The sequence below is a fragment of the Domibacillus sp. PGB-M46 genome, assembly GCF_022668875.1.
In the GTDB taxonomy this organism is placed as follows: Bacteria; Bacillota; Bacilli; order Bacillales; family Domibacillaceae; genus Domibacillus.
The window spans coordinates 216,895-230,034 of the sequence record NZ_JAKGCR010000001.1 but is presented as its reverse complement, the minus strand read 5'-3'; the positions used below and the strand labels follow the sequence as shown (position 1 = coordinate 230,034).

The window sequence follows — 13,140 nt, the reverse complement described above, 5'->3', positions numbered from 1 at the left end:
ATCACAAGGGGGACATGAACATGATGCCGTTAGAATTTTACCGTAATATCCCGGGGAAAGAGTGCTGCCAGTGCGGAGCACAGATAACAGAGCAGCATGAGTCGTACCATACGGAATGTGAACGCTGTTTAAGTAAAGTAGAAGAGTAACTTTTTCAGAGAATGTAATCGGATTCAATACAAAAATCCACCTGTTGTTCCATAACAGAGTGGATTTTTCTTTTTTTTCTGTTTATTTGCCGTTACAATAGTCATCATACCTTACAGAAAATGAACAGGTTTCTTCATTAGAAAAGGAGTGGGTATCATGGGGGTACATACATACTTTAAAACACTATCAGATCTTGAGCATTTATACCGCCTGCCGGGGAAGTTTAAATTTCAAAGCCATAATGTGGCGGCTCATTCATTCAAGGTTACAAAAATCGCTCAATTTTTAGGCACAGTTGAGGAAATGAAAGGCGCAACAGTGGACTGGCGGTCTTTATATGAAAAAGCACTCAACCACGATTATGCGGAGTTGTTTACCGGAGATATTAAAACGCCGGTGAAGTATGCGACAACAGAATTAAAAGAGCTGTTTTCGCAGGTAGAAGAAAAAATGGCACGCCGCTTTATTGAAGCAGAATTTCCGCCGGAGTTCCATCAAGCCTATTTTAGGCGTTTAAAAGAAGGGAAAGACGGCACGCTTGAAGGACGCATTTTGTCAGTAGCCGATAAAGTGGATTTGCTGTATGAAGCGTATGGAGAAATTTTAAAACGAAATCCAGACCCGCTTTTCTTTGAAATTTACGAAGAAGCGCTCAATACGATTTTAAAATTTCAAGATCTTCATTGTGTACAGTATTTTATCGACCATATTATGCCGGATATGCTGGCTGAGAAATTTATGCCGCACAGTGAGCTTCGAGATTTAACAGAGCGCATTATTAACCGGTCATAATAAAATCCAATCTTTCCGAAAAAAGAAAAATCCAGTATGATAAAAGAAAAAACTTGGGAGGGCATGATGGTGGATCAGCTGATTCTGGCAATGTTTATGCCGGCTTTGCTTGTTTTACTGTTTTCACGTGTAACATACAACCAGTTTCTTGGCGTTATTTTGACAGTCGCACTGATTGCCGCATCTGCCTATAAAGGATATACCCATACGTGGGAATTGATCGTAATGGACGCTTTTTCTATTACAGCCGGCCTTTGGCTGTCTAACCGAATGATGAAACGGCTGAAGGTAAAGCTGAATTGACACCGAAATGGATTCGGTGTTTTTTTTATCGACGCAAAAACACGCATTCCGAACAGGTGTGTGCTTTTTGTTGGCTTTTTTTGTTTCGATCATGATAAAATGGGAAGTATAAAAGAAAGAAGAACGGATATAGACAGGGGGACAATGCGTTGGCGCATGAATTTAACTTAGTTTCTAAATATAAACCGGAGGGCGACCAGCCGGCAGCCATTGCAGAACTTGTCGAAGGCATTCGGAGCGGCAAAAAACATCAAACGCTGCTTGGCGCGACAGGTACAGGGAAAACATTTACCGTCTCAAATGTGATTCAGGAAGTGAAAAAGCCCACGCTTGTCATCGCCCATAACAAAACGCTTGCTGGCCAGCTTTACAGTGAGTTTAAAGAATTTTTCCCAAATAACGCAGTGGAATACTTCGTCAGTTACTATGACTATTATCAGCCGGAGGCGTACGTCCCGCAAACGGATACATTTATTGAAAAAGATGCCAGTATTAACGATGAAATCGATAAGCTGCGCCACTCGGCAACGTCTGCCCTATTTGAACGCGATGATGTCATTATTATCGCGTCTGTGTCGTGCATTTACGGCCTCGGTTCACCGGAAGAATATAAAGAAATGGTGATCTCGCTCCGCACTGGCATGGAGGTGCCGCGAAATGATTTGCTTCGGCGCCTTGTTGACATTCAGTATGAACGAAATGACATTGATTTTAAGCGCGGAACGTTCCGGGTTCGTGGAGATGTAGTGGAAATTTTCCCGGCTTCAAGAGACGAGCGGTGTATTCGTGTTGAATTTTTTGGAGATGAAATTGACCGCATTCGCGAAGTGGATGCCCTGACCGGAGAAATCATGGGTGACCGCGAGCACGCCGCTATTTTCCCGGCCAGCCACTTCGTTACGAGGGAAGAAAAAATGAACATTGCCATCGGCAACATTGAGCAGGAGCTGGAAGAGCGCCTGGCAGAGCTTCGGGCAGAGGAAAAGCTTTTAGAAGCGCAGCGTTTAGAACAGCGGACCCGCTATGATCTGGAAATGATGCGGGAAATGGGCTTTTGCTCAGGAATTGAAAACTATTCGCGCCATTTAACACTTCGTCCGCCGGGCTCAACTCCCTATACATTATTGGATTATTTTCCGGATGACTTTTTAATGGTCATTGATGAGTCCCATGTTACGCTGCCGCAGGTGCGCGGCATGTACAATGGCGACCAGGCGCGCAAGCAGGTGCTTGTTGACCATGGGTTCCGCCTTCCATCCGCGAAGGATAACCGGCCTCTTACTTTTTCGGAATTTGAAGAGCACATCAACCAGATTGTGTACGTATCGGCAACACCAGGTCCATATGAGCTTGAGCAAACGCCAGAAATGACACAGCAGATTATTCGCCCGACTGGCCTGCTTGACCCAACCATTGACGTCCGGCCGATTGAAGGGCAGATTGACGATCTGCTCGGCGAAATCAATGAACGGATCGAAAAAGACGAGCGCGTACTGATCACAACATTAACAAAGAAAATGTCGGAAGACTTAACGGATTACTTGAAAGAAATCGGCATTAAAGTGCAGTATTTGCATTCGGAAATTAAAACACTTGAGCGGATTGAAATTATCCGCGATTTGCGCCTCGGCAAGTATGATGTTCTCGTCGGAATCAATTTGCTCCGGGAAGGACTCGATATCCCGGAGGTATCGCTGGTGGCTATTCTCGATGCAGACAAAGAAGGGTTCCTTCGCTCCGAACGGTCGCTTATTCAAACCATTGGCCGGGCTGCACGTAATGCCGAAGGAAAAGTCATTATGTATGCTGATAAAATGACAGATTCCATGACAAAAGCGATCGAAGAAACAAAACGCCGCCGTGAAATTCAAGAAGCGTACAATGAGAAGCACGGCATTACGCCGATGACCATTCAAAAAGATATCCGTGATGTAATACGTGCCACACAAGCAGCGGAGGAAACCGAAACATACGCTTCAAAGAATACCGGCCGAAAAATTTCAAAGCAGGAAAGACAAAAACTTATTACGAAATTAGAGGCGGAAATGAAAGAAGCAGCGAAAGCTCTCGATTTCGAGCGCGCTGCCGAGCTTCGTGATGCATTGTTTGAATTAAAATCAGAATAGAGGTGCCCTCATGGCCATTGATCATATATCTGTAAAAGGGGCACGTGCCCATAATTTAAAAAATATTGATATAACCATTCCGCGTGACCAGCTGGTCGTATTGACCGGCTTGTCCGGATCGGGAAAATCATCGCTTGCCTTTGATACCATTTATGCGGAAGGACAGCGGCGTTATGTAGAATCGCTGTCTGCCTACGCCCGCCAGTTTTTAGGGCAGATGGATAAACCGGATGTCGACTCTATCGAGGGGTTATCACCGGCGATTTCCATCGATCAGAAAACTACGAGCCGCAATCCGCGTTCGACCGTAGGAACCGTAACAGAAATTTATGATTACCTGCGTCTTTTATATGCACGGGTTGGGCGGCCTATCTGTCCGATCCACGGCATTGAAATTACTTCCCAGACGATCGGCCAGATGGTCGACCGGGTCATGGAGCTTGAGGAACGAACTAAAATTCAAGTGCTCGCCCCGGTTGTCTCCGGCCGTAAAGGCACACATGCGAAAGTGTTTGAGGACATAAAACGACAAGGGTATGTCCGGGTGCGTGTAAATGGAGATATGCGTGATTTAGAAGAAGAGATTGAACTGGAAAAAAACAAAAAGCATTCGATTGAAGTGATTATTGACCGGATCGTCGTAAAAGAAGGGGTGGAAGCGCGTCTGGCGGATTCGATCGAAACGGCTCTTCGTCTTGGTGAAGGAAATGTCATCGTCGATGTAATCGGTGAAGAAGAAATGCTGTTTAGTGAGCACCATGCCTGCCCGCATTGCGGATTTTCGGTTGGGGAACTGGAACCGCGTATGTTTTCATTTAACAGCCCATTCGGCGCCTGCCCATCCTGCGATGGGCTGGGCATGAAGAAAAAAGTAGATGCAGATTTAGTGGTTCCTGATAAAGACCTGTCTTTAAACGAGAATGCGATTGCTCCATGGGAACCGATCAGCTCTCAATATTATCCGCAGCTTTTAAAAGCGGTTTGCACGCATTATAAGATTGATATGGATACAGCGTGGAAAGAACTTCCAGAAGAGCATAAGGATAAACTTTTGAATGGTTCTGGAAAGGACCGCATCCGTTTTCGGTATGAAAATGACTTCGGGCAGATCCGGGACAACCATATCGTCTTTGAAGGTGTACTCAGCAATGTAGAGCGCCGCTACAAAGAAACAAGCTCGGAGTATATACGGGAACAAATGGAAAAGTATATGGGTGAATCGAAGTGCCCGACTTGTAAAGGACAGCGGCTGAAAAAAGAAAGCCTGGCCGTTAAAATTAACGATTTAACCATTTCTGATACGACTGCTTTTTCCATTCAAGAAGCAGCTGACTTTTTCAAAGATATTGAGCTGACTGAAAAGGAAATGCAAATTGCCCGCCTTGTACTGCGGGAAATTTGCGAACGGCTTGGATTTTTAATTGATGTCGGCCTTGATTATCTGACATTAAGCCGTGCAGCCGGCACACTTTCCGGTGGAGAAGCGCAGCGGATCCGGCTCGCCACGCAAATTGGCTCACGCCTGACCGGTGTACTGTACATTTTAGACGAACCTTCTATCGGCCTTCATCAGCGTGATAATGACCGCTTGATTCGCACGATGCAGAATATGCGCGATATTGGCAACACCCTTATTGTTGTTGAGCATGATGAAGACACCATGATTGCAGCCGACTATTTGATCGATATCGGCCCGGGCGCAGGTGTTCACGGCGGCTCGGTTATTGCGGCGGGCACACCGGAAGAAGTAATGAAAAATGAAAAATCACTCACCGGCCAGTACTTGTCGGGCGATAAGTACATTCCTCTTCCGGAGGAGCGGCGCAAGCCGGATGGCCGCTGGGTTGAAGTCATTGGCGCGAAAGAAAACAATTTAAAAAATGTAAAAGCAAAATTCCCGCTCGGTGTATTTACAGCTGTAACAGGTGTATCAGGTTCAGGAAAAAGTACGCTCATTAACGAGATCCTTTATAAAGCACTGGCGCAAAAGCTGAACCGGGCAAAAGCGCGTCCAGGCGCCCATAAAGAAGTGAAAGGAATCGATCAGCTCGATAAAGTCATTGATATTGACCAGTCGCCGATCGGCCGCACGCCGCGTTCCAACCCGGCCACTTATACGGGTGTTTTTGATGACATTCGGGATGTGTTCGCGCAGACAAACGAAGCGAAGGTACGCGGGTACAAAAAAGGCCGTTTCAGCTTTAACGTAAAAGGCGGCCGCTGTGAAGCATGCCGCGGAGACGGCATCATTAAAATTGAAATGCATTTTCTGCCGGATGTATACGTACCGTGTGAAGTATGTCATGGCAAACGGTATAACCGGGAAACGCTTGAAGTAAAATACAAAGGCCAAAGCATCTCAGATGTACTTGAAATGACCGTTGAAGATGCGCTTGAGTTCTTTGAAAACATTCCGAAAATCAGCCGGAAGCTTCAAACCATTGCAGATGTCGGCCTCGGCTATATTACGCTTGGACAGCCGGCCACTACCTTGTCCGGCGGGGAAGCGCAGCGTGTTAAACTGGCATCCGAGCTGCACCGCCGCTCGACCGGCCGCTCGTTTTATATTTTGGATGAGCCGACCACAGGCCTGCATACCGATGATATTGCCCGGCTTCTTCAAGTACTGCAGCGCCTCGTTGATAATGGCGATACGGTGCTGGTTATTGAGCACAATCTTGATGTGATTAAGGCGGCCGATTATCTTGTCGACCTTGGTCCTGAAGGAGGCGATAAAGGCGGAACGATCGTAGCATCCGGCACGCCTGAAGACATCGCCGCGACGAAGGAATCGCATACAGGTCACTATTTGAAGAAAATTTTAGAGCGTGATCGTGAGCGTATGGCTGTCAAAGCAGAATAAAATGAAACCTTTTGATAGAGCGTTCGTATATACGAATAGAAACGAAAAACGGGAGGTTTACATTGATGAGCGAAGAAAAACTGCGCATATTAAAAATGGTTGAATCCGGAGTGATTTCAGCGGATGAAGCAGTTAAATTGATTGAAGCCTTAGAGAAGGGCAGCACCATCTCAAGCGAGAAAGAAACGCGTTCTTCTGCAGCAAAAGAGGAAGAGAGCTCGAAAGGCTTCAATCTGGGCGGCCTTTTTGAAGAACTGGAGAAGTTCGGTCAAAAAATGGCCGGCCAGCGCCCGACAACCGAAACCGTTACTCAGTCAAAAGACAAGTTATTCGAGTTTATGCAGTCAGCTGTTAAACGATTGAAAGATGTAGAAATGCCGTTTGTCGGAAAAGGAACTGAATTTACACATGTTTTTCATGAGCAAAATGTAACGCCGCGCCGTTTAAAGCTTGAGACAGCGAATGGATCCGTTACCGTCCGTCCATGGGATGGCGAAGGTGTAAAAGCGGAATGCCATGTGAAAGTATTTGGCGTTTCTACGGAAGAAGAAGCAAAACAGTCCTTTTTGAAAAACAGCATTTTTTATGCCCGCGAAGATAAACTGTCTCTTTCAGTCGGCTTAAAGCTGATGAAAACAGATATTACGCTTTTTATCCCTTCAAAGGAACTGGATGATGCATCGGTGAAGCTGTTTAATGGTGCCTTTGATATGAGGGATGTAGAAGCAGGGAAGCTTGAGGTCCGTTCCGGAAACGGGAAAATAGAATTGAAAAACAGCCGCATTGCGGTGATCGAAGCAGAAACAGGAAACGGCCCGATCCGCCTGATTGACTGTGAAGGAGAACGGGCAGAGCTTAATACGTTTAACGGTGCGATTCATATGGTCGGCACCTATCGGTTTGCCGATTTGCAGACGTTTAATGGCAACCTGCTATACGATGCGAAAAGAGATCAGGCCGAGGCAGTCCGCGCTGAATCCATGACGGGAAATATTGAACTTTACGTACCGCAGGATCTTGCTGTAAAAGGAGAGATTCGCACAACCGCAGGCCGGCTGACGCTGCCGGAAACAGGAATGGGCCATGTTTCAGAAAAAGATGAGCGCATCCAAAAATCATTGAAGTTTGAAAGTGAAAACGTGATGGGTGACCGTCAGCTCATGATTGATGCTGAAACGAAAACGGGCTCGATTACACTGCGGATGTCTTCATTGCGCCAGACACCGCCGCCAGGCTCGGACGAGGATTCGTTTGGGGAGGGCATTTAATTACTAAAGAAGCAAGGGAGTTTTCAGAATGGGCTGGATAGCAGGCGTGCTTATTAATGCCATTTTGCTTGTTGCATTGGCAGGCTATTTTCCAGGGCTGCATGTTGATAGTTTCTTCTATGCAGTTATTGCCAGCCTGGTATTATCCGTTTTAAACCTTATTGTCCGGCCGGTGCTTGTGATCTTAACACTGCCGATCACGATGCTTTCACTTGGGCTGTTTTTATTTGTCATTAACGCTATTACGCTTCTGATGACAGATAGCATTATGGGCTACGCATTTGAAATTGAAAGTTTCGGGCTCGCGCTTGTGATCGCCATCATTATGGCTTTGGTCAATATGATTTTGCAATCGACCATTTTAAGAAGAAAATAAAAAAGCAGGAAGCAGTCGCTTCCTGCTTTTTTAACTACATACAGGTCAGCCGAATCGCTGACGCAATCGCTCTTGCGCACGTTTTTCGGTAATCCGTCCTTTGCAGCAGGAACGCTTCCGTTTTATTGGTCATAAATCCGGCTTCAATTAAAATAGCAGGCATTATGGTTTTTCGCAGTACATAAAAACCAGCTGTCTTTACTCCACGGTCACGCCGCCCTGTTGCCAAAACAAGCTCCCGCTGTACGGCTTGTGCTACAGCCGTGGACTGGGGCGGCCGGGACGTATGAACGTAGGTTTCAATGCCATTTGGTTCTGTCCAGCCTGTGCCAAAAGCGTTTGCGTGAATCGATACGTATAAGTCAGCACCAGCCCGGTTTGCCCGCTGCACCCGTTCTCTGAGGGAAAGATCGATTTGATCATCATGAACGAACATTGTGTCCGCTGGCAGCTCATCACGGAGAAACAGGGCGGTTGCCCTATTAAACTCGAATTCTTTCATTCCGCCAGGCGATCGTTTGCCCCGGGTTGTCGGGCCATGCCCTGCATCAATGGCGATTTTCATATGAATCACTCCTTTCGTTCTTTATGTACAGGAGAACAGGGAAAATCGATACCGAAACGTCTGTTTTAATCAGAAACATGGTACAATGAAGGCAATTCGTTTTGGTGAAGAGGAGGGAATACGATGCCAAAAGTGCGTGCAGTTGATCTTTTGGAGAAATTCGATTTAGAGCTTGTTAGTGGTGAAGAGGGACTTCATCGCCCTATTAAATTAAGTGACTTATCACGTCCGGGTCTTGAGATAGCAGGATTTTTTGATTATTATCCGGCAGAACGCGTACAGCTGATTGGTATGACCGAGCTGTCTTTTTTTCAGCGGCTTAACCCCGAAGAAAAAAAAGAACGGATGGATAAGCTGTGTGACTATGAGACACCTGCTATTATCGTTTCGCGCAATTTAAGTGTACCCGTCGAACTCATTGAAGCATCAGAAGCTTATTCAGTGCCAGTTATGCGCTCGAAAATGACCACGACTAAATTTTCGAGCCAGCTGACCAATTACCTGGAATCCATGCTTGCACCGACAACGGCTATTCATGGCGTTCTCGTTGATATTTATGGAATCGGCGTATTGATTACCGGTCAAAGCGGCGTCGGTAAAAGTGAGACAGCGCTTGAGCTTGTAAAGCGCGGCCATCGGCTTGTGGCAGATGACTGTGTAGAGATCCGCCAGGAAGACATTGGGCGTCTGGTGGGTAATTCTCCAGAATTGATTGAGCATTTGCTGGAAATTCGCGGGCTGGGCATTATTAACGTCATGACACTTTTCGGGGCAGGAGCCGTTCGTTCACATAAAATTATTACATTGAATGTAAACCTTGAGCTGTGGGATCCGGACAAACAATATGATCGTCTCGGCATCGAAGAAGATAAACTTCCTATTTTGGATTCGGAGATTACAAAGATTACCCTGCCGGTTCGCCCTGGGCGAAACCTGGCTGTTATCATTGAAGTGGCAGCCATGAACTTCCGCTTAAAACGGATGGGTGTGAACGCAGCCCAGGAATTCACAGATAAACTGGCCGGTGCCATTAATGATGCTGGAATCGATGATAAGCAGTAAGGAGTGAAAACATTTTGGAATATCCGTTAAATCCAATTGCCTTGGAAATGGGCAATTTTCAAGTACATTGGTATGGCATTATTATCGGAATCGGTATCGCCCTCGGTTTTTATTTAGCTTCAAAAGAAGCAAACAGGCTTGGCCTGCCCGAGGATACGTTTTCTGATTTACTAATTTGGGCCATTCCAATCGCGCTTATTTCAGCACGCGCTTACTATGTTTTGTTTGAATGGTCTTACTATTCACAGCATCCCGAAGCCATTATTCAAATTTGGAACGGCGGTATCGCCATTCACGGGGCGTTGATCGGATCGGTTATTACCGCGATTGTATTTACAAGAAAGCGCCGCCTTTCTTTTTGGAAACTGGCGGATATTGCGGCTCCTTCTATTATTTTAGGGCAGGCGATCGGCCGCTGGGGAAACTTTATGAATCAGGAGGCACACGGCGGAGAAGTCACACGCTCATTTTTAGCGAATCTTCATTTGCCAGAATTTATTATCAACCAGATGTATATTGACGGTGCTTATTACCATCCTACCTTCTTATACGAATCTGTTTGGAATATCCTCGGATTTGTGCTTTTGCTTGTCTTGCGCAAAGTAAACCCGAAACGCGGCGAGCTGTTCCTGTTTTATGTAATTTGGTACTCGGTCGGCCGCTTCTTTATTGAAGGAATGCGTACAGACAGTTTAATGCTTCCGGGTGATTTTTTACGGATTGCCCAGGTGCTGTCTCTGTCCTTGATCGTGATCGCAGCGGCTCTTCTTGTGTATCGCCGCGTTAGATATACGCTGCCGCGTTATGCAGACCAAACAAATGAAGGGAAGATGGCATCGTGAGACAAACAGTTGTCAAAGGGCTGCAGACAGGCTGTATGACAACGTGGAAGCTGGGAAAAGTGATTTTTCCGATTACACTTATTGTCACCATTTTGCAATTTACGCCTGTGCTGCCATGGATCATCCATTTAATCAGCCCTCTAATGGGGATTTTTGGTTTATCCGGAGATGCAGCGATTCCGCTCGTGATTGGGAATGCGCTCAATTTGTATGCGGGGATCGGCGCGATTTTATCGCTGGAATTGACTGTGAAAGAAGTGTTTATTCTTGCGATGATGCTGTCATTCTCCCATAATTTATTTATCGAATCGACCGTTGCCGTTAAAGTTGGCGTGAAGATGTGGATCATTCTAGCGGTTCGTATCGGGCTTGCGATAACAGCCGGTATCGTCATCAACCTCGTCTGGCAGGGCGGCGGAGAGATTGCTCAATACGGTATGGTTCCTGAGGCGGCTGTTCAGCCGGACACATGGGGAGCTATTGTGCTGCTGGGCCTGCAAAAAGCCGTTTTTGGCATTTTGCAGCTGGCTGCGATTGTCATTCCGCTTATGGTCATCATTCAAATTGCCAAGGATTTAAAATGGCTTGATGCGTTTTCCAAAGCGGTCGCTCCTGTTACACGGTTTCTTGGCATGCGGGAAAACACGTCAATGACGCTGGCATCCGGCCTGCTTATCGGTTTGGCAATGGGGTCAGCAGTCATGATACAGGCGGTCGAAGAAGATGGGGTCAGTAAGCGTGATGTAACGCTGGCTTTTATTTTTCTCGTCGCCTGCCACGCGGTGATTGAAGATACACTTATATTTATTCCACTCGGTATTCCAGTTTGGCCGCTTTTCCTTATTCGTGTAACCACAGCCGTTGTGTTAACGATTGCTGTCGCACGTCTTTGGAAGCAGCCGGGTAGGGCAACAAGAAAGGAAGCTGTTCATACATGAAAAGTATTACAACACTGCTGTTTGATTTAGATGGAACGTTAATCAACACAAATGAACTGATTGTGCAATCATTTCTTCATACGTTAAATCATTATTTTCCAAACCAATACGAGCGCGAAGATGTATATCCGTTCATGGGACCGCCGCTTATTGATACGTTTGAAGCGCTGGATAAGGAACGGACGATGGAAATGGTCGATCACTACCGCGCGTTTAACCATGAAAAACATGATGCACTCGTAACAGAGTTTGAGGGTGTGTACGAAACGATCCGCACACTGCATGAAAACGGGTTTAAAATGGCGATTGTTTCAACGAAGATTCACGAAACAGTCCTTAAAGGCTTGAAGCTGACAAATCTTGATCCGTTTTTTGATGTGGTCATCGGGCTTGATGATGTTGAACATGCGAAGCCGCATCCAGAGCCTGTCCAAAAAGCATTGGCTGCTCTTGGTTCGAAGCCGGAGGAAGCCATTATGGTCGGCGATAACTATCACGATATTGAAGGCGGGAAGAACGCGGGCGTTCAAACGGCAGGTGTAGCCTGGTCACTGAAAGGACGCGATTTCCTTAATACGTATGACCCGGATTACATGCTGGAATCGATGGCAGATTTGCTTGATATTCTGCAGGTCGGAGCCAGCCAGAAATGAGACGGACGAAACGGTATACGTTAAAAGGCGGTGCAAACCCGCTTTTTCACATTTATCAAACCGTTTCGTTCTGGAAAACATTCAAAAACACAGCCGTAATTGAAGTGAGCCGTTTTGTTCCGTTCGTTCGCGTGAAAAATGCACTATACCGGCGCCTGCTCGGTATGAAAATTGGAGCAGGAACCGCTTTTGCTTATAAGGTGGTGCCGGATATTATGTTTCCGGAACAGATTATGGTAGGACGCAACACGATTATCGGCTATAACACCACTATTTTGGCACATGAATATTTAACCGATGAATACCGTATTGGCCCCGTTGTGATCGGTGATAACGTCATGATTGGGGCCAACTGCACCATTTTGCCCGGTATTGAAATTGGGGATGGCGCGATTGTATCCGCCATGACATTGGTGAATAAGGATGTACCGCCGGGCGCATTCGCGGGCGGGAACCCAATGATTATTAAACCTGCTTCAGCAAAGGGCTGAAGCAGGTTTTTTGCTATGATGGATTTATTTTTTTGATTTTTTTCTTTTCCGGAGAAGGCGAATCTGCAGCCGGGGTATGAATGAAACAGAGATTCCATTGCTGGAAACAACAAAAGAAGATGAATGATGGATGATCACTGCGTCATGAGTGCCGGACACATGGTTGCTTTTGATACCAAGGCTGTTACCGTCATTTGTTTCAATAGCGGTATGTTCGTTATCGGTTATAGTATTATGGATTATTTCGTTACCGCTTACGTGACCCAGCGTATAAACACCCCGCCCGGCGTTTTGGGAGATATCGTTAGCGCTGATCACATTACTTTCACCATCGGGAATTAATATCCCGCTGCTCAAATGCGGTTTTGAGAGATGTCCGCCGTTAGGGCTGATTTTGTTTCCATACAATGTATGACCGTGGGCACTGTTAAAAAATCGGCATTCATTCGCAGCAGAACATTGCTTTTCATGATCATGCCATTGCGAGAGGAGTGAACGGCAATATCAAACGTCCCGGCTGGAATATCGGCAGTTCCGCCAGTTTCAGAAACACTATCGATGGCTTTTTGTATAGCCGCGGTATCAAGCCGGTTATCATCGGCCTGTGCATCATATTGAATGATATTGACGGTGGTTGCTTCCGTCTGATCAGCCATGAAAGGTAAAGCGAGGATGGACAGGACTAAAAAACTGACCATTCCCGCTTTTTTT

At 46.2% G+C, this 13,140-nt stretch carries 15 protein-coding genes; 12 read left to right on the top strand and 3 right to left on the bottom strand.

Translation table 11 applies throughout. The features are described 5' to 3' along the window. Positions 1 to 20: 20 nt before the first annotated feature. The 7 genes from yhfH (at position 21) to L2D08_RS01090 (ending at position 7,878) form a co-directional block, all read left to right on the top strand. On the top strand, positions 21 to 149 hold the full coding sequence (yhfH, locus tag L2D08_RS01120) for a protein YhfH (protein ID WP_242231866.1): 129 nt from the start codon (positions 21 to 23) through the stop codon (positions 147 to 149). Positions 150 to 306: 157 nt separating this feature from the next. Beyond that, complete coding sequence (locus tag L2D08_RS01115) at positions 307 to 942, top strand: YfbR-like 5'-deoxynucleotidase (RefSeq protein ID WP_242231865.1); 636 nt, start codon at positions 307 to 309, stop codon at positions 940 to 942. Positions 943 to 1,008: 66 nt separating this feature from the next. Continuing rightward, positions 1,009 to 1,245, top strand: coding sequence for a CsbA family protein (locus L2D08_RS01110; protein ID WP_242231864.1), 237 nt, complete (start codon positions 1,009 to 1,011; stop codon positions 1,243 to 1,245). 149 nt (positions 1,246 to 1,394) lie between these two features. Further along, positions 1,395 to 3,371 carry an excinuclease ABC subunit UvrB gene (gene uvrB, locus L2D08_RS01105; protein WP_242231863.1) on the top strand — a complete coding sequence of 659 codons (1,977 nt, stop codon included), beginning with the start codon at positions 1,395 to 1,397 and terminating at the stop codon, positions 3,369 to 3,371. 10 nt (positions 3,372 to 3,381) lie between these two features. Continuing rightward, on the top strand, positions 3,382 to 6,234 hold the full coding sequence (uvrA, locus tag L2D08_RS01100; RefSeq protein WP_242231862.1) for an excinuclease ABC subunit UvrA: 2,853 nt from the start codon (positions 3,382 to 3,384) through the stop codon (positions 6,232 to 6,234). Positions 6,235 to 6,299: 65 nt separating this feature from the next. Further along, positions 6,300 to 7,502: a DUF4097 family beta strand repeat-containing protein gene (locus tag L2D08_RS01095; protein ID WP_242231861.1), complete on the top strand. Its 1,203-nt coding sequence runs from the start codon at positions 6,300 to 6,302 to the stop codon at positions 7,500 to 7,502. 28 nt (positions 7,503 to 7,530) lie between these two features. Further along, complete coding sequence (locus tag L2D08_RS01090) at positions 7,531 to 7,878, top strand: phage holin family protein (RefSeq protein ID WP_242231860.1); 348 nt, start codon at positions 7,531 to 7,533, stop codon at positions 7,876 to 7,878. Between the two features lie 34 nt (positions 7,879 to 7,912). Here L2D08_RS01090 and L2D08_RS01085 read toward each other — a convergent pair whose 3' ends face one another. After that, positions 7,913 to 8,443 (bottom strand): N-acetylmuramoyl-L-alanine amidase, encoded by a 531-nt coding sequence (locus L2D08_RS01085; protein WP_242231859.1) that lies wholly within the window; start codon positions 8,441 to 8,443, stop codon positions 7,913 to 7,915. A 123-nt stretch (positions 8,444 to 8,566) separates the two neighbouring features. Here L2D08_RS01085 and hprK point away from each other — a divergent pair, with 123 nt between their 5' ends. From hprK to L2D08_RS01060, 5 genes are read left to right on the top strand one after another with little or no spacing between them, the layout of a single operon-like run. Next, positions 8,567 to 9,505: an HPr(Ser) kinase/phosphatase gene (gene hprK / locus L2D08_RS01080; protein ID WP_242231858.1), complete on the top strand. Its 939-nt coding sequence runs from the start codon at positions 8,567 to 8,569 to the stop codon at positions 9,503 to 9,505. A 14-nt stretch (positions 9,506 to 9,519) separates the two neighbouring features. Then, positions 9,520 to 10,347 (top strand): prolipoprotein diacylglyceryl transferase, encoded by an 828-nt coding sequence (lgt, locus tag L2D08_RS01075; protein ID WP_255821767.1) that lies wholly within the window; start codon positions 9,520 to 9,522, stop codon positions 10,345 to 10,347. Positions 10,348 to 10,382: 35 nt separating this feature from the next. Then, positions 10,383 to 11,285, top strand: coding sequence for a nucleoside recognition domain-containing protein (locus L2D08_RS01070; protein WP_242232042.1), 903 nt, complete (start codon positions 10,383 to 10,385; stop codon positions 11,283 to 11,285). After that, positions 11,282 to 11,938 carry a pyrophosphatase PpaX gene (ppaX, locus tag L2D08_RS01065; protein ID WP_242231857.1) on the top strand — a complete coding sequence of 219 codons (657 nt, stop codon included), beginning with the start codon at positions 11,282 to 11,284 and terminating at the stop codon, positions 11,936 to 11,938. Before L2D08_RS01070 ends, ppaX begins: the two co-directional genes overlap by 4 nt. After that, the gene (locus L2D08_RS01060) at positions 11,935 to 12,429 is read left to right on the top strand and encodes an acyltransferase (protein ID WP_242231856.1); all 495 of its coding nucleotides are present in this window, start codon (positions 11,935 to 11,937) and stop codon (positions 12,427 to 12,429) included. The genes ppaX and L2D08_RS01060 overlap by 4 nt, the downstream gene beginning before the upstream one ends. Positions 12,430 to 12,453: 24 nt before the next feature. Here the strand turns inward: L2D08_RS01060 and L2D08_RS01055 are convergent, their stop codons facing one another. Further along, entirely contained in the window at positions 12,454 to 12,837 is a 384-nt protein-coding gene (locus L2D08_RS01055; protein WP_242231855.1) for a right-handed parallel beta-helix repeat-containing protein, read from the bottom strand. After that, positions 12,783 to 13,085, bottom strand: a complete 303-nt coding sequence (locus L2D08_RS01050) for a hypothetical protein (protein WP_242231854.1) — start codon at positions 13,083 to 13,085, stop codon at positions 12,783 to 12,785. The genes L2D08_RS01055 and L2D08_RS01050 overlap by 55 nt, the downstream gene beginning before the upstream one ends. Positions 13,086 to 13,140: the final 55 nt, after the last annotated feature.